The sequence below is a fragment of the Streptomyces sp. NBC_00377 genome (assembly GCF_036075115.1).
Taxonomy (GTDB): domain Bacteria; phylum Actinomycetota; class Actinomycetes; order Streptomycetales; family Streptomycetaceae; genus Streptomyces.
Map to the genome: position 1 here is coordinate 714,318 of NZ_CP107958.1, position 21,460 is coordinate 735,777.

Here is a 21,460-nt window from a genome sequence, read left to right on the forward strand (position 1 = left end):
GGATCGGCTCCCTAGTGGGCCACCGCGGCCGCGCCGTGCTCGTCGACGAGCGCGCCGGTGGTGAAACGGTCGAGCGAGAAGGGGGCGTTGAGGGGGTGAGGGGTGTCGTGGGCGATGGTGTGGGCGTAGACCCAGCCGACGCCCGGGGTGGCCTTGAAACCGCCGGTTCCCCAGCCGCAGTTGAGGTAGAGGTTGTCCACCGGTGTGAGGCCGACGATCGGCGAGGCGTCGGGACTGACGTCGACGATGCCGCCCCAGGTGCGCAGCACATGGGCGCGGGCGAAGACGGGGAACAGCTCCAGCGCCGCCGCCATCTGCTCTTCGATGATGTGGAAAGCGCCGCGCTGCGTGTAGGAGTTGTACGAGTCGATGCCCGCGCCCATCACCAGCTCGCCCTTGTGGGCCTGGCTGACGTACACATGGACCGCGTTGGACATCACGACCGTCGGGTGCACCGGCTCCAGCAGTTCCGACACCAGCGCCTGCAACGGGTGGCTCTGCAGCGGGAGTTCGATGCCGGCCATGGCCGCGAGGACCGAGGTGTGACCGGCCGAGCAGAGTGCCACCTTGCCTGCCGCGATCGGGCCCAGGGTGGTCTGTACGCCGACGACCCGGCCGTCGACCACGTCCAGGCCGGTGACCTCGCAGTTCTGGATGATGTCGATCCCGGCGGCGTCGGCGGAGCGGGCCAGTCCCCAGGCGACGTGGTCGTGCTTGGCGATGCCGGCCCGGGGCTGGTAGGTGGCGCCCAGGACCGGATAGCGCACGTCCGGCGAGATGTTGACGATCGGGCAGACCTCTTTGACCTGCTCGGCGCCCAGCCATTCGGCGTCGACGCCGTTGAGCCGGTTCGCCTCGACCCGGCGCACGCTGTCACGGACGTCCTGGAGGCTGTGGGCGAGGTTCAGCACACCACGCTGCGAGAAGAGGATCGGGTAGTCGAGTTCCTCCGCCAGCCCCTCCCACAGCTTGAGCGCGTGCTCGTAGATGCCGGCGCTCTCGTCCCACAGGTAGTTGGAGCGGATGATGGTGGTGTTGCGGGCCATGTTGCCGCCCGCCAGCCAGCCCTTCTCCAGCACCGCGACGTCGGTGATGCCGTGGTTCTTCGCCAGGTAGTGGGCGGTGGCGAGGCCGTGACCGCCGCCGCCGACGATCACCACGTCGTACGACCGCTTCGGCTCCGGTGTGCGCCACAGCCGGTCGGGGTGCTCGGGGAGCTCGGAGCCGGGGGTGCGGGGGCTCATCGGACGTCTCCGTCTTCTGCGAGGGTCGGGTGATCAGGGGTCCGCGCGTGGGTCACCGGCGGTGCCCCTTCCCCGGGGTCAGCCACGGAGGCGGGACATGGTCGGGTCGAACAGGGGCTCCTCGGCGACGACGGCTTCGACGCGCCGGTCGAAGTAGCCGATGTGCAGGGTGGTGCCGGGGGTGGCGAGGGCGGCCGGGAGCCAGGCGTAGGCGATGCCCTTGCCGACGGTGTATCCGTAGGAGGCGCTGGTGACGTAGCCCACCGCGCGGTCGCCGTCGAGGACGGGTTCCTTGCCCAGGACGACCGATCGCGGATCGTCGATGGTCAGGCAGGTCAGCTTGCGCCGCACGTCGGCCTTGCGACGCTCCGACGCCGCCTTCCCGATGAAGTCGTCCTTGTCGGACTTGACGGCGAAGCCGACGCCCGCCTCGTAGGGGTCGTGCTCGTAGGTCATGTCGGTCCCGAAGGAGCGGTAGCCCTTCTCCAGGCGCAGGCTGTTGAAGGCGCCCCGGCCCGCCATGATGCCGCCGAGCGGTTCGGCGGCCTGCCAGAGCGTGTCCCACAGCTTCTGGCCCTGGTCGGCGGTGGTGTACAGCTCCCAGCCGAGTTCACCGACGTACGACAGGCGCATGGCGGTGACGGGCACCGATCCGATGTAGGCGCTCCTGGCGCGGAAGTACTTCAGGCCGTCGGCCGAGAAGTCCTCCGTCGTGAGCGGCTGGAGGACCTTGCGGGCCAGCGGGCCCCACAGGCCGACGCAGCAGGTGCCCGGGGTGATGTCACGGACCTGGACCGTGCCGTCGGCGGGGAGGTGCCGGGTGAACCAGTCCAGGTCCACGTTGCCGTTGGCGCCGACCTGGAAGAGGTCACGGCCGAGGCGGGCGACGGTGATGTCGCTGCGGATGCCGCCGTCGTGGTCGAGCAGCAGGGTGTACGTCACCGAGCCGACGGACTTGGCGACCTTACCGGTGCACAGGCGCTCCAGGAGGTCGGCGGCGCCGGGGCCGGCCACCTCCAGCCGCTTGAGGGCCGTCATGTCGTACATCGCGACGGTCTCGCGGGTGACCTGGGCCTCGGCGCCGACGATCGGCGACCAGAACCGCGCCGCCCAGTCGTCGGGGGTGGGGATGCTGCGGCCCTCGACGAGTCCCGCGTTGGCCTCGTACCACTGCGGGCGCTCCCAGCCGTTGGCCTCCAGGAAGAACGCGCCGTGTTCCTGCTGGCGGGCGTGGAAGGGGCTGGTGCGGATCGGGCGCGGGTGACCCGACGGCTGGAGCGGGTGGAGGATGTCGTACACCTCGACGAAGTTCTGGCAGTCGCGGGCCAGGACGTACTCCGGTGACAGCTGGTGCGGCTCGAAGCGGTTCACGTCGCACTCGTGCAGGTCGAAGGAGGAGCAGTGGCCGTCGACCAGCCATTCGGCTACGGCCCGTCCGACGCCCGCCGAGTGGGTGACCCAGACGGCCTCGGCGACCCAGAAGCCCTTGACGGCCGGGGATTCGCCGAGCAGCGGGAAGTTGTCGGTGGTGAAGGAGAACAGGCCGTTGATGCCCTCCTCGACCTTGGCGTCCTGCGTCGCGGGAAGCAGGGAGCGGGTCTCGGTCCAGGCGTCGGCGAAGTCGTCCTCGGTGAACTGCATGACCGACGGCATCCCGCCGGCCGCGTCGACGGAGAGGATGTCGTCGGCGGTGATGGGCATCGGGCGGTGGCCGTAGGAGCCGATGCCGATGGCGTCGAAGCGGTCGCGGTAGTAGAGGTCGGCGTCCTGGTGCCGCAGGATCGGGCGCACCGCCTCCTCGGTCTGGCCCGCGAGCGCCGGTACCGGGCCGGTCCAGGCGAGCTGGTGGGCGAGCGGGGTGAGCGGCAGATTCATGCCGACCATGCGGGCGATCCTCGGCCCCCAGATGCCGGCGCAGCACACGACGATGTCGGCCGGGATCTCGCCCTGGTCGGTGAGGACGCCGGTCACGCGGCCGTCGGTCTGCCGGACGTCCAGCACCTCGTGGCGGGCGAGGAAGGCGACGCCGCGCTCGGTGGCCCGGCGGATCTGCGCCTCGACGGCGAGCACCGCCTTGGCGAGGCCGTCGGTGGGGACGAGGAGGCCGCCGAGGACCCGGTCGGGGTTCAACAGCGGGTGCTGCTCGACGCACTCCTCGGGGCTCAGCAGCCGGGACTCGATGCCCCAGGCGGTGATCCAGCCGTGGCGGCGGTGGAGTTCGGTGAGGCGCTCGGGGGTGGTGGCCACCTCGAGTCCGCCGACCTGAAGGAAGCAGGGCTTGCCGTCGACGTCGAGGGAGCAGAACTTCTCGACGGTGTAGCGGGCCAGCTCCGTCATGGTCTTGGAGGAGTTCGTCTGGAAGACCAGGCCCGGGGCGTGTGACGAGGAGCCCCCGGTGGCGGGCAGCGGGCCCTGGTCGACCACGGTCACTTCGGTCCAGCCGCGCGCGGAGATCTCGTCCGCGAGTGCCGCTCCCACGACACCCGCTCCGATGATCACCACTCGGGGTCCCGCCATCGCCGCACCTCCGAATTCAGAACCGATCCGGTTGCTGTCTACGCAACATGCTTCAGGTTGCGCAACTCAATGTGCCTGTCGCGGGGAGGGGGTGTCAAGGGGTCCGTGACGCCGGATACCGGCCCGGAACACGGCTCTCGCAGGGGCCCTGAACACGGCGATGCCCGGTGGGCGGTGCGCACCTGCGCGCACCGCCCACCGGGCATGTCCGACCGCGGTCGGCTCACCGTCACTTGAGCCAGGCGTCGACCTTGTCCTTGTTGGCGTCGACCCACTTCTTGGCCGCCGCGTCGGGCGTCATCTTGTCCACCGCGATGTACTTGGCCACGGTGTTCTGGTCGTCGTTGGTCCAGTTGAACTTCTTCACCAGGTCATAGGCGGGGCTCCCCGACTTGGCGAACTTCGCGCTGACGATCTTGTCCAGGTCGTAGACGGGATAGTCACAGGCGACCTTGGCCGCGTCGGCGTCACAACCCGTCTTGTACGCGGGCAGGTTCACCTTCACCAGCGGCACCTCGGAGAGGAACCACTGCGGCTCGTAGAAGTAGCCGATCACCCATTCCTTGTTCTTCTCGGCCTTGCGGTACGCCTGGATGAGGGCGGTCTCACTGCCCGCGTACACCACCTTGAAGTCCAGCTTCAGGTTCTTCACCAGGGCCTCGTCGTTGGTGACGTACGAGGGGTCGCCGTCGAGGAGCTGGCCCTTGCCGCCCGACTCCGAGGTCTTGAACTCGGCGGCGTACTTGTTCAGGTTCTTCCAGTCGGTGATGTCCGGGTGCGCCTTCGCCAGCCACGGCGGCACGTACCAGCCGATGATGCCCTTGTTGCCGGTCGAGCCGGCCTCGACGCCGGTCTTCTGCTCGGTGATGTACTTCTTCTTCAGGTCGTCATGGCCCCAGTTCTCCAGGACGGCGTCCACCTCGCCCGTGCCGAAGCCCTGCCAGGCGATCTCCTCCTTGAGGTCCTTCTTGGTGACCTTGCAGCCGAGTTCCTGCTGGGCGACGTACGCGACGACCGCCGCGTCCGCCTCGTAGCCCACCCACGGGTTGACGGCGAGGTTGAAGGTCCCGCACTTGTCCGAACTGCCTGAGCTGCCCGAGCCGGCGGTGTCGTCGCCGACCTTCGCGCCACCGCAGGCGGTGAGGGCGAGCCCCATGACGGTGACGACCGCCGTGCCGGCGGCGCCGACTCTCCACTGTCTTGCTTGCCTTGCCATGGTCAGTGCTCCTTATGCGCTCGTACGTCGCGCCGCTGCCTGAGTGATCCGGTCGAACATGACGCCGAGAAGGACGATGGCGAGACCCGCCGCGAGTCCCTTCCCGTACAGCTGTCCCTGCGAGAATCCGGCCACGACGTCGTAGCCGAGGGCGCCGGCTCCCACCAGGCCGCCCACCACAACCATCGACAGCACGTAGATCAGGCCCTGGTTGGTCGCGAGCGTCAGGGCACTGCGTGACATCGGCAGTTGAACCTTGGTGATGATCTGCCAGGTGGTGCATCCGGCGGACGTGGCCGCCTCCACCGTGGCCGCGGGCACGGCCCGCACACCGTCCGCGATGATCTTTATCGCGACGGGCACCGCGTAGACGACGGCCGCGACGATCGCCGTGAAGCGCGTCGCGCCGAACAGCGCGAGGAACGGCACCAGATAGACGAACGGCGGCATGACCTGCGCCGCGTCCAGGGAGGGCCGCAGCACCCGGTCCACCAGCATGCTGCGCCCCATCCACACGCCGAAGACGATGCCCAGCACCATGACCAGCACGGTCGCCACGACCGTCGACGCGAGCGTCGTCATGGCGTCCGACCACAGACCCGTGCCGACCAGCAGCCCCGCACACACGGCGGTGGTGACCCCGGCCTTCCAGCCGCCGAGCACCACCGCGAGCGCGATCAGCGCCGCGCCGACGAGCCACCACGGAGAGTCGGTGAGCAGCGACTGGAACGGGTTGAGCAGGCCGTTGGTGAGGGCGTCACGGAAGCCGTTCGTCAGACCCGACAGGTTGTCCTGCGCCCAGGTCGTCACCTCGTCCGCCGCGCTCGCGATGCTGCTGCCGGTGCCGCCCTCGCCGGGGAACTCCGCCGCCCACAGATAGGTGTGCGAGAGGTAGACGAGCACCACGGCGACCACCGCGCCGGCCGCCAGCAGCGGCCGCCGCGACCGGGCGAAGCGGTTGTCCGAGCGCCGGGCGGCTTCCTGCCGCACACTCGCCGCGGTCGTCACGCGGTCGAGGACGATGGCCATGACGACGATGGCGAGGCCCGCGTTGAAGGCCGTACCGACGTCGAGGGACTGAAGGGCCTGCATGACGGTCTTGCCGAGGCCGGGGGCGTCGATCAGGGCCGCGATGGTCACCATCGCCAGAGCGGCCATGATGGTCTGGTTGACGCCCATCACCACCGTCCGCTTGGACATGGGCAGCAGGACCTTCAGGAGCGACTGACTGCGCGTCGCGCCCAGGGAGTCGGCCGCCTCGACGGTCGTCCCCGGTACGGAACGGATGGCGTGCGCGGTGATCCGGATCGCGGGCGGAGCCGCGTAGATCACGGTGGCGATGGTCGCGGAGGCCCCGCCGATGAGGAAGATCAGGGTCAGTGGCGCCAGGTAGACGAAGGTCGGCATCGTCTGCATCAGGTCCAGGAAGGGCGTCAGGATCCGGTTGAACCGGTCGGACAGCCCCGCCAGCACGCCCAGCGGTATCGCGAACAGCAGCGCCACGAAGACCGCGCACAGGACGAGCGCCAGGGTGTCCATGCTCTCCTGCCACAGGCCCTGGAGCCCGAAGAAGGTGAAGCCGGCCACGGCCAGCAGCGCCACCCGCCAGTTGCCCACCGCCCAGGAGACGTAGCCGGTGAGTCCGACGACGCCGAGCCAGCCGATCTGCGGCAGCGGGCGGTCGCCGGACGGCTGCGAGATCAGGTCCTGGACGAAGGTCACCAGGTTGTCGATGACCAGCCGGATCTCGTTGAAGAAGTACAGGAAGAGCGGATTGGAGTTGCGGTTCGCGCCGACGGAGTCCCTGATGTCGTTGAGCCACCGGTGCAGGTCGGTGAGGTCGGCCGCCGCCAGGGACAGGGTCTGCTTGCCGCGCAGCACGGCGAACAGCACCAGCCAGACGACCAGGATCGCCGCCAGCAGCACGGAACGGCTGATCCTGCGCTCACCCGCGACGGGTTCGGCCGTCTCCACCGCGCCCGTCCGCTCGGGCTTCTCCATGACGACGGTCATCGCACGTCGCCTTCCCGCCCGGCGACCACCGCGAGGATCTCCTCGTCGCCGACGATGCCGAGCAGTTTGCCGTTCTCGACGACCTTGACGGGCTTGTCCGCCGCCAGCACGGCCCGGGTGGCCTCCCGCACCACGACGTCCGGGCCCAGCTCCGGGCCGTCCAGGGCGTCGTCGTCCTCCGGAGGCCGCATGATCCACCGCAGGGTGAGCACGTCACCGCGCGGCACGTCCTTGACGAACTCGCGTACGTAGTCGTCGGCCGGGGCGCCCACCAGCTCGTCGCCGGTCCCGCACTGGACCATCTTGCCGTCGCGCATGATGAGGATGCGGTCGCCCAGCTTGAGCGCCTCGGAGAGGTCGTGGGTGATGAACACCATGGTCTTGCCGACCTCGTGGTGCAGCCGGATGACCTCGTTCTGCATGTCCCGGCGGATCAGCGGGTCGAGCGCGGAGAACGGCTCGTCGAAGAAGAGGACGTCCGGATCGCCGGCCAGCGCCCGGGCGAGCCCGACGCGCTGCTGCATACCGCCGGACAGCTGGTCCGGGTAGGACTTCTCGTAGCCGGCGAGGCCGACCAGTTCGACGACCTCCATCGCCCGCCTGGTGCGCTCGGCCCTGCTCATGCCGCGGATCTCCAGGCCGAATCCCACGTTGTCCACCACCCTGCGGTGGGGCAGCAGCCCGAAGTGCTGGAAGACCATGGAGAACTTGCGCCGGCGCAGCTCGCGCAGGCGTCTGCTGTCCGCGTCGCGGATGTCCTCGCCCTCGAAGACGACCTCACCGGCGGTCGGTTCGATCAGCCGGGTCAGACATCGCACCAGTGTGGACTTGCCCGAGCCGGACAGGCCCATGACGACGAAGACCTCGCCCGGCGAGACGTCGAAGTGCACGTCGCGTACGGCGGCGGTGCATCCGGTGCGGTCCATGAGTTCGCGGCGGGTGAGACCGCACAGCTCCTCGGAGTCCGGTACCCGGTCGGCCTTCGGCCCGAACACCTTCCACAGATTGCGCACGGATATGACCGGAGTGCCCTCCGAGTCCTGGGGCGTGCCGCGCCGCTGCGCCACCTCGGTCTGTGTGGGGGTCACGATCGACCTCATTTCGGCGTTCAGCCGCGGAACCAGTGCTGCGGCCGGGGTTGGATGTTCTGCCAGATGTGCTTGGGCTCTCGGTACTCGTCCAGGCCGGTCGGTCCCAGCTCCCTGCCCACGCCCGAGTGCCCGAAGCCACCCCATTCCGCCTGCGGCACATAGGGGTGGTAGTCATTGATCCACACCGTGCCGTGACGCAGCCGGCGGGCGACCCGCTGGGCCTTGCCGGCGTCCTGCGTCCACACGGCTCCGGCGAGTCCGTACTCGGTGTCGTTGGCGATGCGTACGGCGTCGTCCTCGTCGGTGAACCGTTCGACGGTCAGCACCGGTCCGAAGGACTCCTCGTGCACCACCCGCATCTCCTGGGTGCACTCGTCGAGCACGGTCGGCGGGTAGTAGTGGCCGTCCGCGAGGGCGGGATCGCCGGGGCGTTCCCCGCCGCAGCGCAGTACGGCGCCCTCGGCGAGGCCCGCGGCGACGTACGCCTCGACCTTCTCGCGGTGCAGGGCGGAGATCAGCGCGCCTGTCTCGGCCTCGGGGTCGAAGGGCCCGCCCAGGCGGATCTGCCGGGCGCGGCGGACGACCTCGTCGACGAAGCGGTCGTGCAGCGAGTCCTCGACGATCAGCCGGGCGCCGGCCGAGCAGACCTGCCCCGAGTGCAGGAAGACGGCGGTGAGGGCGAAGTCCACGGCCGTCTCGAAGTCGGCGTCGGCGAAGACGACATTGGGGTTCTTGCCGCCGAGCTCCAGCGCGACCTTCTTCACCGTCGCCGCGGCGGTGGCCATGATGCGCCTGCCGGTGTCGAGGCCTCCCGTGAAGGAGACCATGTCGACGGCGGGGTCCTCGGAGAGGGGGGCGCCCACCTCGGGTCCCGCGCCCAGGACGAGGTTCGCCGCGCCGGCCGGCAGTCCGGCCTCCTCCAGCGCCCTCATCAGCAGCACGGAGGTGGAGGGGGTCAGTTCGCTGGGCTTCAGGACGATCGTGTTGCCCGCGGCGAGGGCCGGGGCCACCTTCCAGGAGGCCTGCAACAGGGGGTAGTTCCACGGCGTGATGAGGCCGCACACGCCGATCGGCTCGTACTCGACGCGGCTGACGGCGTCGTCCCGGCCGGTGTCGATCACGCGCCCGGCGTCGGTGCCGGCGATTCCTCCGTAGTAGCGGAAGCAGGAGACCACGTCGGCGATGTCGTACTCGCTCTCCACCAGCCGCTTGCCGGTGTCCAGCGATTCGGCGCGGGCGAAGTCCTTGGCGTCCCGCTCGATGAGGTCGGCGGTGCGCAGCAGCAGGGCGCCGCGCTCCCGCTCGGGGGTGCGGGGCCAGGGGCCCTCGTCGAAGGCGCGGCGGGCTGCGGTGATCGCCGCCTCGGTGTCGCGACGGGTCCCCTCCGACACGGTCGCCGCGAGGGTGCCGTCGGCGGGACAGCGGATTTCCCGTAGGCCGCCGGCCACCGGTTCCCGCCATTCACCGTCCACATACAGATCTGCCACGCGCCATGCCCTTCGACCGAAATGCGTTGCGCATTGTGCATTCAATTGCTTGTGGTGGAACACCCTGGCGAATGTGCAGACATACGTCAAGAGGTTGGCGGATGACGATTTCACCATGCGGGCAGTTGCCGTGCCGCCCTTGACCACGGGCGGCACCGAGCCGACCATGTTGCGTATCGCTCATCCAGTTGTGCAATACGCACCGATGGAGGCCGCTTATGTCCCCTCGACCGCAACCCGGCCGTGAGTATGTCCTCACTCTCTCGTGTCCCGACAGCGCGGGACTGGTCCACGCCGTGAGCGGCTTTCTCGTCAGGAACTCCGGCAACATCCTGGAGAGCCAGCAGTTCGACGACCGGCTCCAGGGCCGTTTCTTCATGAGGGTCCACTTCGATGTTTCCGATCCAACCGCGGACCTGGAAAATCTGCGTTACCGATTCGGTCCGGTGGCGGAGGCCTATCGCATCTCCTGGACCCTGAGAGACGCCTCGACGCCGACCCGGACGCTGATCATGGTGTCCAGGTTCGGGCACTGTCTGAACGACCTGCTCTTCCGCCGGCGCACCGGTGCGCTGAACATCGAGATCCCGGCGATCGTCTCCAACCACCGGGACTTCGAGAGGCTGGCGCAGACCTACGACATCCCCTTCCACCACATCCCCGTGACCAGGGAGACCAAGCCGGAGGCCGAGGCGCGGCTGCTGGAGCTGGTGCGCGAGCTGGACGTCGACCTGGTGGTGCTGGCCCGCTACATGCAGGTCCTCTCGGACGACCTGTGCAAGCAGCTGGAGGGTCGCGCGATCAACATCCACCACTCCTTCCTGCCCAGCTTCAAGGGCGCCCGACCGTATGTACAGGCCTACGACCGCGGGGTGAAGCTCGTCGGCGCGACGGCGCACTACGTGACATCGGACCTGGACGAGGGGCAGATCATCGAACAGGACGTGGTCAGGGTGGACCACTCGCTCGACCCCGGGGAGCTGGTCACGGTCGGCCGCGACGTCGAGGCGCAGGTCCTCGCCCACGCGGTGAAGTGGCACAGCGAGAGCAGGGTGATGGTGGACGGCAACCGCACGGTCGTCTTCCGCTGAGAACCTCTGCACCCGGCCGCGTGCCGTATACGGCTGCACGCGGCCGCCCACGGGAGGCACACGGACGCCGGACGGGCGGATCTGCCCGTCCGGCGTCTCGTCGCTCCCGGCCCGAGCCGCCCTCGCCCGAGCCGCCCTCGCCCGCCGAGTCCGTCCTCGGCCCGCGGTCGATCTCAGCCCGTCGTCGCCCTCAGCCCGTCGTCGCCCTCGGCCCCCGGTCGCCCTCTGCCCGCGGTCGGCTTCCGCCCCCGAGTCGCTCCAGCAGGGCCCTCCGCCACTTCTCCGTCTCGGCGATCTGGTTGAAGGTGAACAGGTGCAGCCCCGCCACCCCCGCCGCAGGCGCGGTGAGCGCCTTCTCGGCGCGGGCCAGCAGCCCCTCGGGCGCGTAGCCGCCGGGCGTCGCGAACCGCAGGAACCATGACGGGTGCCGTGTGAGGAAGCGAGTCGACTCCCCGACGCCGATCTTCGTGGCCATGGACAGCAGCTTCGCGCGCTGCACCGGCCCCGCGACGCCCACATGGAGGGGCAGGGTGATCTCCCGGCGCCGTATCCGGGCGATCCACTCCCCCAGCACCCGCGCGTCGAAGCAGAGGTTGCTCACGAGGTACGTGGCGTGCTCGCGCTTGTCCCACATGGCCTGGACGGTGAGGTCGTCGTGGATGAGCGGATGGCTCTCCGGATACCCCGTGACGCCGACCCGGGCGAACGGCCGGCCCAGCCCGCTCAGCGCCCGCAGCACCGGCAGGGCCCCGTCGTAGACCCCGGCCGGCGGGTCGGCGTCGCCGGCGGGGAGGAAGACGTCGTCCACCCCCGCCGCGCGGAGCCGGTCGACGACCTCCTTGAGGTGCACCTCGTCGCGCAGCAGACGCGCGGGCACGTGCGGGACGACGCGGTATCCGTGCGCCGACAGGCGGGTGGCGAGGCCGAGAGTCGGCTCCAGGCCCTTGACCGGCGACGCCGTCACGGTGACGACGGCGTCGCGCGGAAGGTGGGCCAGGACTTTCTCCTCGGTCGCCCTCGCGGGCAGCACCTCGTAGCGGACGCTGTGCAGCAGCGCCCCGAGCCCGGTGGCTTCCAACGTCTACCCGGCCTGCTTCTGGGCGTCCTGGTGCCGGTAGTAGGCGGCCTTGGACGGTGCGAGCGGTTCCCTGCCGAGGATCAGGTCGGCGGCCTTCTCGGCGACCATCATCACCGGGGCGTAGATGTTGCCGTTCGTGACGTAGGGCATCACCGACGCGTCCACCACCCGCAGGCCCTCGACGCCGTGCACGCGCATGCTGGCGGGGTCGACGACGGCCATCTCGTCGGTGCCCATCTTGCACGTGCAGGACGGGTGCAGAGCGGTCTCGCCCTCCTTGGCGACCCAGGCGAGGATCTCCTCGTCGCTGTCCACGGAGGGCCCGGGCGAGACCTCTCCGTCGTTGTAGGGAGCCAGCGCGGGCTGGCTGAGCAGCTTGCGGGCCACCCGGATCGCCTCCACCCACTCACGGCGGTCCTGCTCGGTGGAGAGGTAGTTGAAGCGCAGCGCCGGGTGCTCGCGCGGGTCCCTGCTCCTGATCTTCACCGAGCCGATGGCGTCGGAGTACATGGGCCCCACGTGCACCTGGTAGCCATGACCGCCGGCAGGCGAGGAGCCGTCGTAGCGGACCGCGATGGGCAGGAAGTGGAACATCAGGTTGGGGTACGCGACGTCCTCGTTGCTGCGGGCGAACCCGCCGGCCTCGAAGTGGTTCGTGGCGGCCGGGCCCTTGCGGAACAGCCACTGGAGCCCGATGAAGGGGGCGCGCCACTTCGCCATGTACGGCTGCATGGAGACGGGCTGTTTGCAGGCGTACTGGACGTAGACCTCGAGGTGGTCCTGGAGGTTCTCGCCGACGCCCGGCAGATCGTGGACGACGTCGATGCCGAGGGCGCTCAGCTCCTCGGCGTTGCCGACCCCGGAGAGCTGGAGCAGCTGCGGGGAGTTGATCGCGCCACCGCAGAGGATGACCTCCTTGGCGCGGACCTGCTGGAGCGCGCCCTTGCCGCGCCGGTACTCGACACCGACGGCCCGCTTGCCCTCGAACAGCACCCGGGTGACGAGTGCGCGGGTCCTGATCGTGAGGTTGGGCCGCTTCCTGACCGGCTTGAGGTAGGCCTTCGAGGCCGACAGACGCCGTCCGCGGTGGACGTTGCGGTCGAACTTGGCGAAGCCTTCCTGCCGGTAGCCGTTGACGTCGTCCGTGGGCGCGTAGCCCGCTTCCCGGGTGGCCTCGAGGAAGGCGCCGAAGAGGGGGTTGGTCGCGGGGCCCCGTTCGAGGACGAGGGGTCCGTCGTGGCCGCGGAACTCGTCGTCCGGGTCGGCCGCGAGACAGTTCTCCATGCGCCGGAAGTACGGCAGGCAGTGCGCGTAGTCCCAGGTCTCCATGCCGGGATCGGCGGCCCAGCGCTCGTAGTCCAGGGGGTTGCCGCGCTGGAAGATCATGCCGTTGATGCTGCTGGAACCGCCCAGCACCTTGCCGCGAGCGTGGTAGACGCGCCGGCCGCCCATGTGGGGCTCGGGCTCCGACTCGTACTTCCAGTCGTAGAACCGGCTGCCGATCGGGTAGGTCAGCGCCGCGGGCATGTGGATGAAGACGTCCCAGGGGTAGTCCGGCCGGCCGGCCTCCAGGACCAGTACCCGGTTGGCGGGATCGGCGGAGAGCCTGTTCGCCAGTGCGCTGCCGGCCGAACCGCCGCCGACGATGACGAAGTCGTAGTGCAGGGAAGCCATGATGCCTCGTCTCGCTCGCGCCGTAGAGTACGCGAGGCATGGTAGTACCGGCAGCGTCATACGCACCAGGTTGCGAACGACGCAACTTGCCAGAACTTCGTTTCGCGGCTGTTACTTGCAGTGGTGTTGTTTACTACGCGTATAGTTTTGTTGTGAGCAACCACAGCCAAGACACCGAAACGTCAAATTCGCAGGCCGGCGGAGTGCAGTCGGTCGACCGAGCCATCAGCGTCCTCGAGATCCTGGCCCAGCGTGGCGAGGCGGGCGTCAGCGAGGTGGCCGCCGAGATAGACGTTCACAAGTCCACCGCGTTCCGCCTGCTCGGCGCGCTGGAGTCGCGCGGTCTGGTGGAACAGGCGGGCGAGCGCGGCAAGTACCGGCTCGGGTTCGGCATCGTCCGACTGGCCGGTGCGGTGACGGGACGGATCGACATCACCCAGCAGGGCCGCCCGGTCTGCGAGCGCCTCGCCGAGGAGATCGGCGAGACCGTCAACATCGCCGTGATGCAGGAGCACTACGCGATCAACCTCTACGAGGTGCGCGGCCCCGGCGCCGTCACCGCGCACAACTGGGTCGGCGAGCTGACCCCGCTGCACGCCACCTCCAGCGGCAAGGTCCTGCTGGCGCACCTGCCCGCCAAGGAGCGCGCCGCGCTGCTGACCGAGGCCGGGATGAAGAAGGTCACCCCGCACACCATCACCGCGAAGACGAAGCTCGAGAAGAACCTCGCCGAGGCCCGGGAGCGCGGCTACGCGTGGACGCTCGAGGAGCTGGAGGTGGGACTGCACGCCATGGCCGCGCCGGTCCGCAACCGCGAAGGAGAGGTCATCGCCGCGCTCAGCGCCTCCGGCCCCGCGTACCGCTTCACCGAGCAGCGCCTGCACGAGCTCTCCCCGGTGCTGCTCAAGGGCGCCGAGGAGATCAGTCACCGGATGGGCTTCCTGGGCTGACCGCCCTACTGCGGACGGCTGCCCAGGCGGTCGTTCACCCAGTCGTGGAACGCGCCTATGTGGTGCTCGCTGGGCACCAGCACACCGCCCTTGGCGTACATGCGTGAGCTCATCCCGGGCTGCGTGCGCTCGCACGCGTCGAAGTCCTGGCGGTTGACCCGGTCGAAGAGTTCCACGGAGCGGCTGACGTCCTTCCCGCTCTCGACGACGTGCGGGAGGTAGAGCCAGTCGCACTCGACGATCGTGCGGTCGACGGCCACCGGGTACATCCGGTGGAAGATCACGTGGTCGGGTACGAGGTTGATGAACACCTGCGGCTTGACGGTGATCGCGTAGTAGCGGCGGTCCTGGTCCTGGGCCACCCCGGGGATCCGGTCCAGGCCCTCGGAGCCGTCGACGGTGAAGCCCTGCACCCCTTCACCGAACTCGGCGCCGTGGCCGACGTAGTACTGGGCGGCGTAGCCGTCGGCGAACTCGGGGAGCACCTCGGTGAGTTCGGGGTGAATGGTGGCGCAGTGGTAGCACTCCATGAAGTTCTCGATGATGAGCTTCCAGTTCGCCTTCACGTCATAGGTGATCCGTCGGCCGACAGCGAGACCGTCGATGCCGTACCGCTCGATCGACTCGACGTCCCCGAGGCGGGCGACCACCTCACCGATGACGTCCTCGTCGAAGGAGGGCGGGTTCTCCGCGAGGCACACCCAGACGTAGCCGAGCCACTCCCGGGTGGCCACGCTCACCAGGCCGAACTCGGTCCGGCCCACGTCGGGCATCTTGGTGAGGTTGGGCGCCGCGACGAGCTTGCCGTTCAGGTCGTACGTCCAGGCGTGGTAGGGGCACTGGAAGGCCCTCTTGACCTCGCCGGTCTCCTCCGTGCAGAGCTTGGCGCCGCGGTGCCGGCACACGTTGAAATAGGCACGGACGGAGTTGTCACGAGCGCGGGTGACCAGGATGCTCTCACGGCCCACGTCGACGGTGCGGAAGGCGCCGGGCTTCGCCAGTTCCGAGGCGCGCGCCACGCAGAACCACATGGTCTCGAAGATGCGCTCCTGCTCCTGGGCGAAGACCGCCGGATCCGTGTAGGAGGAGCCGGGAAGGGTGGCGATCAGGCTGTCCGGCAGACTGGTCGAGGTCACGGTGCACTCCTCGGAGGACGTCGTGGAGGGGCAACAACGCTGCGGGTCACGGGCGTGCGCAGCAGGATTCGGGGGGCGCCCCGCAGGGTGCGGGGCTGCTTCTACGTGCGGCTCCGCCGCGTGGGCGCGACCGGCCGCAACGGCGGTACGGAGGAGGCAACGACCCGTCGCGGCGCTCACAGCGGAGCGCTGAGCTGCTTGCGCCAGCGGGTGAACAGCCGGGGCTGGTTCATCCCGAGCACGGCGACCGGCCTACCGGCGCGCCGGTAGACGGCGAGGACGTCGCGGTCGTCAGCGGCGCCTTCCTCCACGGTCACGCTGTCGGCGCCGGCCGCGTGCCCGGCGAACTGGATCTTCACGCCGTACTGGTCGGACCAGAAGTACGGCGGCCGGGGCACGCCGGGTTCCACCGCACCGCCCGCCAGCAGCGTGGCCACGGCGGCATCGGGCCGCTCCCGTGCTCCGGTCCAGTGCTCGACGCGGCGGTGGGTACCGGTGCGGGGGTCGTACCAGTTGGCGCAGTCACCGACCGCGACCACCGCGGCCAGGCTGGTGCGGCCGTCGGCGCCGCAGGTCACGCCGTTGTCGAGCTCGACCCCTGAACCCCGCAGCCACTCGACGCACGGCCGTGCCCCCACGCCGACGACCACGATGTCGGCCGGGATGCTGCGACCGTCCTCGAGCAGGACGGCGTCCACCCTGCTCTCCCCGCTCAGCCCCTTGACGCCCACGCCGCACAGCAGCCGTACGCCGTGGTCGGCGTGCAGGGCGGAGACGACGGCGCCCATCGTCACGCCGAGCGGTCCGGCGAGCGGCGTCGGGGCCACCTCGACCACCGTCACGTCGAGCCCGAGGGCGCAGGCGGTGGAAGCCACCTCGGCGCCGATGAATCCGCCGCCGATCACCACCAGCCGTCCGCCCGCGGCCAGTTCGTCGCGCAGGGTGCGGGCGTCGTCCAGGGTGCGCAGCCGGTGCACTCCCGCGAGGCCCTCGGCACCCGGGAGCGTGCGCGCGGCGGCGCCCGTCGCGATGACGAGGCCGTCGGTGCGGACCTCGCGTCCGTCGGCGAGCCGTACGGCGCGCTCGGCTCGGTCGAGGCCGGTGGCGCGGACGCCGAGCAGCCACTCCGCCCCCAGGTCCTCGTCGTCCGTCTCCAGCGAGAGATCCGCTTCGCCTAGCGTGCCCGCCAGGAACTCCTTGGACAGCGGGGGCCTGTCGTACGGGCGGTGGGTCTCGTCGCCGATGACGACAAGCCGACCGTCGTAGCCCTGCTTGCGCAGCGAGCGCGCCGCCGACAGCCCTGCCAGCGAGGCGCCCACGACGGCGACGGTTCTCACGCGGGACCCCCGGCGAGCCGGGACGCGACGCACGGAGGCAGGTTGGGGGCGTCCGTGGACACCCGGAGGTAGATCATGCCGTCCTCCACCAGGACCCCGTGGGTGCGGACCGGGCGCTTGGCCGGCGGGGCGTCGACGGCGCCGGTCCGCAGGTCGAACTTCGAGGCGTGCAGCGGGCATTCCACCTCGCAGCCCTCCAGCCAGCCGTCGGCGAGCGAGGCGTCCTGGTGGGTGCAGGTGTCGTCGATGGCGAAGACCTCGCCGTCATCGGTGTGGAACACCGACACCGGCGGGTCGATGTCGAGCCGGAAGGCCTCACCTCGCGGGAGGTCCGCGAGACGGCACACGGGAATCATCATGACACCTCGGTGCGTATAACGAAACGGATTGCGGTAAGCGCAACATCAGTCTGAAGTCGGCCCGAATCCTTGTCAAGGAGTTCACGGGCCGGACGACCTGACCTTGCGGAGTTGCTCGTTATGCAACTTCCTGCGCAATAGGCAACAGGGGACCGAGTGCGGCCCCTTCTCTCCCCGAGCGGCGGAGAACAGGGAGGCGGCCCGTCTCCCCGCCCCGCGAAGGACCGACGGACGGGCGCGCGGCCCGGCGCGTACCGGGTGCTCAAAAGCCCCGGTCGATCCACTCCTGGAGGTGCGGAGCCTCGGCCGCGACGGTGGTCGTGTCCCCGTGCCCGGTGTGCACGACCGTGTCGCCCGGCAAGGTCAGCAGCCGCTCGCGGATCGAGTCGACCAGGGTCGGGAAGTCGCTCCACGACCTCCCCGTCGCGCCCGGTCCACCCGCGAAGAGGGTGTCGCCGCCGAAGAGGGCCGACAGGGCCGGTGCGTACAGACAGACCGCGCCGGGGGCGTGGCCCGGTGTGTGCAGCACGCTCAGTTCGACGCCCGCGACCGCCAGCACCCAGCCGTCGGCCAGTTCGCCGTCGGGTGTGCGGTCCGGGTGGGTCTGCTTCCACAGCGGGAGGTCGTCCGGGTGGAGGAGGATCGGCGCTCCGGTGCGCGCCGCGAGTTCGGGCGCGGCGTCGATGTGGTCGTTGTGGGCGTGGGTGCACACGATGGCGCGCAGTGTGCGCCCGCCGACGGCGTCGGCGATGGCCCCGGCGTCGTGTGCCGCGTCGACGACGATGACCTCGTGGTCGTCGCCGATGATCCACACGTTGTTGTCGACGTCCCAGGCGCCCCCGTCCAGCGAGAACGTTCCCGAGGTGACCAGGTGCTCGATGCGGGCGGCCATCAGAGGACCACCACCGAGCGCAGGACGTCGCCGCCGTGCATCCGCTCGAACGCCTTCTCCACCTCGTCCAGCGCGATGGTCTCCGTGACGAAGGCGTCCAGTTCCAGCCGCCCCTGGAGGTAGAGGTCGATGAGCACGGGGAAGTCGCGGGAGGGAAGGCAGTCGCCGTACCAGGAGGACTTCAGCGAGCCGCCGCGCCCGAAGACGTCGAGCAGCGGCAGTTCGAGCTTCATCTCCGGGGTGGGGACGCCGACGAGGACGACCGTGCCGGCGAGGTCGCGGGCGTAGAAGGCCTGCTTGTAGGTCTCGGGGCGGCCGACCGCCTCGATGACGACGTCGGCGCCGAAGCCGCCGGTCAGCTCACGGATCGCCTCGACCGGGTCGGTCTCCTTGGAGTTGACCGTGTGGGTGGCCCCCATGGTGCGGGCCTTCGCCAGCTTCCGGTCGTCGACGTCGACCGCGATGATCCTCGCCGCGCCCGCCAGGTTCGCCCCGACGACCGCCGCGTCCCCCACTCCGCCGCAGCCGATGACGGCGACGGTGTCGCCGCGGCCGACGTTGCCGGTGTTGATGGCGGCCCCGATCCCGGCCATCACACCGCACCCCAGCAGCCCGGCGACCGCCGCCGGGGCGGCCGGGTCGACCTTCGTGCACTGGCCCGCCGCCACCAGCGTCTTCTCCGCGAACGCGCCGATGCCCAGCGCCGGGGACAGCTCGGTGCCGTCGAGCAGGGTCATCTTCTGCCGGGCGTTGTGGGTGCTGAAGCAGTACCAGGGTCGCCCGCGCAGACAGGCCCGGCACTGCCCGCAGACCGCACGCCAGTTGAGGATGACGAAGTCTCCGGGGGCGACATCGGTGACCCCCTCACCCACCGACTCCACGACACCCGCCGCCTCATGGCCCAGCAGGAACGGGAAGTCGTCGCTGATGCCGCCCTCCCGGTAGTGCAGATCGGTGTGGCAGACCCCGCAGGCCTCGATCCTGACCAGCGCCTCACCCGGGCCGGGGTCGGGCACGATGATCGTTTCCAGGCTGACGGGGGCGCCCTTCCCCCGTGCGACGACAGCGCGGACCTGGTGAGTCATGGCACTCCTCGACTGGTACGACCTGAATGAATGTTGCCCATGGCGGCACGTTTTTCATGTGCCGCAACAAAGCATCGTGGAGTGCCGACCGACGGTCAAGGATCGGGGAGGTCCGCACCGCACCGGTCCTGCCGTGCTCCAGGGACGCGTCCTGACAGACATCCCGGGACGCAAAAGCGCCTGACCGGCGAAGATGCCGGTCAGGCGCCGTGGTCGGCAGGCGGCGGTGGGACAGGCCGCGGGCCGTCTGCCGTGCTCCGCTAGTCGATGCTCACCCGGAAGATCTTGTCCGAGCCGTCCGCCGCCCCTCCGTTGTTGTCACAGTTGGTCGTGGACAGCCAGAGCTGATCGGCTCCCGGCACCTTGGTGACGGTCCGCAGCCGGCCGTAGGTCCCCACGTAGTACGCCGTCGCCGTGCCGACGTTCTCGGTGTCGCCGTTGATCGGGATCCGCCACAGCCGCTCACCGCGCAGCGACGCCATGTAGACGGTGTTGCGGACGATGGCGATACCGCTCGGCGAGGCCTCGGACACGTTCCATGTCTTCTTCGGGTTGGTCATTCCGGAGACGTCACAGGTGCCCTCGCAGGTCGGCCAGCCGTAGTTGGCGCCCGGCTTGATCAGGTTCAGCTCGTCCTTCGAACTGTTGCCGAACTCCGCCTCCCACAGTCGCCCGTTGCGGTCGAACGCCAGGCCCTGCGGATTGCGGTGGCCGTAGCTGTAGACGTAGGTGCCGAACGGGTTGCCGGGGGCGGCCTTGCCGTCCGTCGTCATACGCAGGATCTTGCCGTTCAGGGAGTTCTTGTCCTGCGCCAGATCGGGCGTCTGGGCCTCACCGGTCGAGACGTAGAGGTAGCCGTCCGGGCCGAAGGCCAGCCGTCCGCCGTTGTGGTAGCGGTTCTTCTTGATGCCCTGGAGGAGGACCGTGTAGCCGGTCAGGGAGCTGCCGTCGTACGTCATGCGGACGACCCGGTTGCCCTCGGACGCCGTGTGCATGAAGTACACATGGTGGTTGGAGGCCCACTTGGGGTCGACGGCGACGCCGAGCAGTCCGCCCTCGCCGTTGGTGGTGACGGCGTTCGGCACCGTGCCCACCTGGGTCCTCGCCCCGTCCTTGGTCGCCTTCCAGACCCGGAAGTCGTCCCGCTCGGTCACCAGGGCGCTCTGTCCGTCGGGCAGCCACTGGATGCCCCACGGGATGGTCCACCCGCCGGAGACGGTGGCGACCGACGACGGGACTCCGCCGTCACCCGCACACGCCTTGGTGGTGAAGGTGACCGTGTTGCTCTGCCGGGAGACATTGCCGGCCGCGTCCTTCGCGACCACGTTCAGCGTGTACGGGCTGTCGCAGGCGAGTCCGGTGAGGGTGGTCGACGTGCCGGTGACCGTCTTGTACACGGTGTCGCCGCTGCGCACGTCGTAGCCCGTGACGCCCTTGTCGTCGGTGGAGGCGCCCCACTTCAGGTCGGCACCGGTCGCCGTGACGTTCGTGGCCCCGAGCGTTCCCGGAGTGCTCGGCGCCGTCGTGTCGGAGCTGGGTGTGGTCGTACAGTCGACGACCGGACTGGCCTGCGAGGTGTTGCCGGCCGCGTCCCGTGCGACGACGGTCAGGTCGTAGGTGGTGTTCGGGCTCAGCCCGGTCAGCGCCTTCGAGGTGGCGCCGCCCGCCGCTTCGCCCAGCTTGTTGCCGTGTTCGTACAGGTCGTACGCCGTCACGCCCACGTCGTCGGTCGAGGCGCCCCAGGCGAGGGTGAGCCGGTCCTCGCCGATCGCGGAGCAGCTCGGCTGCCCCGGCCGGGTCGGCGCCTGGCTGTCGGCCACCGCGCCGACGCCGATCCGGTCGAGGTTGGGGCCGCCGTTCGCCGTGGTGGCGGTCGCGCGGATCGTGTTGGTGCCCGCCGCGAGCGGCACGCCGACCGTCCTGGTCGCCCAGGTGTCCCAGTCGGCGGTGGCCGGGAACGCGACGCCCGGGGCGACGACCGTCCCGCCGACCGAGATGTCCATGGGCCGGTCGACGGACGTTCCGTTGGAGTACCGCAGGGTGACGGACGCGGTCCCCGCCGCGGCCGCGGAGACCGTGAACTCGACGGTGGAGCCCTTGATGTTGGTGTAGTCGACGAAACCGGTGCCGGTGTACCCGGTGTGATTCGTGGCGACGGCGGCCTGTGTGAGGGTGGCGTCCTCGGCCTGGTAGTCGGTCGCCGCGTGTGCCGCGCCGGCGGTCAGACCGGCCAGCGGCAGCGCCACGACCAGGGCGAGGCCGTACGGGAGTGCTCTGATGCGTTTCACGG

16 protein-coding genes are annotated in these 21,460 nt (G+C 69.9%); 2 read left to right on the forward strand and 14 right to left on the reverse strand.

Going from position 1 to position 21,460, the window contains the following annotated elements; all coding sequences use genetic code 11:
• Window positions 1-11 precede the first annotated feature (11 nt).
• From OHS71_RS03350 to OHS71_RS03375, 6 genes are all read right to left on the reverse strand, one after another.
• Window positions 12-1,244, reverse strand: coding sequence for a sarcosine oxidase subunit beta family protein (locus OHS71_RS03350; protein ID WP_328476613.1), 1,233 nt, complete (start codon window positions 1,242-1,244; stop codon window positions 12-14).
• A 78-nt stretch (window positions 1,245-1,322) separates the two neighbouring features.
• A complete protein-coding gene (locus tag OHS71_RS03355) occupies window positions 1,323-3,761 on the reverse strand; it encodes a GcvT family protein (RefSeq protein ID WP_328476615.1) in 2,439 nt (812 codons plus the stop codon).
• Between the two features lie 229 nt (window positions 3,762-3,990).
• On the reverse strand, window positions 3,991-4,977 hold the full coding sequence (locus OHS71_RS03360) for an ABC transporter substrate-binding protein (protein WP_328476617.1): 987 nt from the start codon (window positions 4,975-4,977) through the stop codon (window positions 3,991-3,993).
• A 12-nt stretch (window positions 4,978-4,989) separates the two neighbouring features.
• Entirely contained in the window at window positions 4,990-6,990 is a 2,001-nt protein-coding gene (locus tag OHS71_RS03365) for an ABC transporter permease (RefSeq protein WP_328476619.1), read from the reverse strand.
• On the reverse strand, window positions 6,987-8,078 hold the full coding sequence (locus tag OHS71_RS03370; RefSeq protein WP_328476621.1) for a quaternary amine ABC transporter ATP-binding protein: 1,092 nt from the start codon (window positions 8,076-8,078) through the stop codon (window positions 6,987-6,989). Before OHS71_RS03370 ends, OHS71_RS03365 begins: the two co-directional genes overlap by 4 nt.
• A gap of 20 nt (window positions 8,079-8,098) precedes the next feature.
• Window positions 8,099-9,568 carry an aldehyde dehydrogenase family protein gene (locus OHS71_RS03375; RefSeq protein WP_328476623.1) on the reverse strand — a complete coding sequence of 490 codons (1,470 nt, stop codon included), beginning with the start codon at window positions 9,566-9,568 and terminating at the stop codon, window positions 8,099-8,101.
• Between the two features lie 218 nt (window positions 9,569-9,786).
• Between OHS71_RS03375 and purU the strand changes: the two genes are divergently transcribed.
• Window positions 9,787-10,659 (forward strand): formyltetrahydrofolate deformylase, encoded by an 873-nt coding sequence (gene purU / locus OHS71_RS03380; protein WP_328476625.1) that lies wholly within the window; start codon window positions 9,787-9,789, stop codon window positions 10,657-10,659.
• Between the two features lie 190 nt (window positions 10,660-10,849).
• Here purU and OHS71_RS03385 read toward each other — a convergent pair whose 3' ends face one another.
• Window positions 10,850-11,737, reverse strand: coding sequence for a 5,10-methylenetetrahydrofolate reductase (locus OHS71_RS03385; RefSeq protein ID WP_328476627.1), 888 nt, complete (start codon window positions 11,735-11,737; stop codon window positions 10,850-10,852).
• A 3-nt stretch (window positions 11,738-11,740) separates the two neighbouring features.
• On the reverse strand, window positions 11,741-13,411 hold the full coding sequence (gene betA / locus OHS71_RS03390) for a choline dehydrogenase (RefSeq protein ID WP_328476629.1): 1,671 nt from the start codon (window positions 13,409-13,411) through the stop codon (window positions 11,741-11,743).
• A 203-nt stretch (window positions 13,412-13,614) separates the two neighbouring features.
• Between betA and OHS71_RS03395 the strand changes: the two genes are divergently transcribed.
• Window positions 13,615-14,361, forward strand: a complete 747-nt coding sequence (locus OHS71_RS03395) for an IclR family transcriptional regulator (RefSeq protein ID WP_328484376.1) — start codon at window positions 13,615-13,617, stop codon at window positions 14,359-14,361.
• A 5-nt stretch (window positions 14,362-14,366) separates the two neighbouring features.
• Here OHS71_RS03395 and OHS71_RS03400 read toward each other — a convergent pair whose 3' ends face one another.
• From OHS71_RS03400 to OHS71_RS03425, 6 genes are all read right to left on the reverse strand, one after another.
• On the reverse strand, window positions 14,367-15,497 hold the full coding sequence (locus tag OHS71_RS03400) for an aromatic ring-hydroxylating oxygenase subunit alpha (protein ID WP_328476631.1): 1,131 nt from the start codon (window positions 15,495-15,497) through the stop codon (window positions 14,367-14,369).
• Window positions 15,498-15,673: 176 nt separating this feature from the next.
• On the reverse strand, window positions 15,674-16,834 hold the full coding sequence (locus OHS71_RS03405; RefSeq protein ID WP_328476633.1) for an NAD(P)/FAD-dependent oxidoreductase: 1,161 nt from the start codon (window positions 16,832-16,834) through the stop codon (window positions 15,674-15,676).
• A complete protein-coding gene (locus tag OHS71_RS03410; RefSeq protein WP_328476635.1) occupies window positions 16,831-17,193 on the reverse strand; it encodes a bifunctional 3-phenylpropionate/cinnamic acid dioxygenase ferredoxin subunit in 363 nt (120 codons plus the stop codon). Before OHS71_RS03410 ends, OHS71_RS03405 begins: the two co-directional genes overlap by 4 nt.
• Window positions 17,194-17,455: 262 nt before the next feature.
• Window positions 17,456-18,085 carry an MBL fold metallo-hydrolase gene (locus OHS71_RS03415; protein WP_328476637.1) on the reverse strand — a complete coding sequence of 210 codons (630 nt, stop codon included), beginning with the start codon at window positions 18,083-18,085 and terminating at the stop codon, window positions 17,456-17,458.
• A complete protein-coding gene (locus OHS71_RS03420; RefSeq protein ID WP_328476640.1) occupies window positions 18,085-19,170 on the reverse strand; it encodes an S-(hydroxymethyl)mycothiol dehydrogenase in 1,086 nt (361 codons plus the stop codon). The genes OHS71_RS03415 and OHS71_RS03420 overlap by 1 nt, the downstream gene beginning before the upstream one ends.
• A 260-nt stretch (window positions 19,171-19,430) precedes the next feature.
• Window positions 19,431-21,458 (reverse strand): PQQ-dependent sugar dehydrogenase, encoded by a 2,028-nt coding sequence (locus tag OHS71_RS03425; RefSeq protein ID WP_328476642.1) that lies wholly within the window; start codon window positions 21,456-21,458, stop codon window positions 19,431-19,433.
• Window positions 21,459-21,460: the final 2 nt, after the last annotated feature.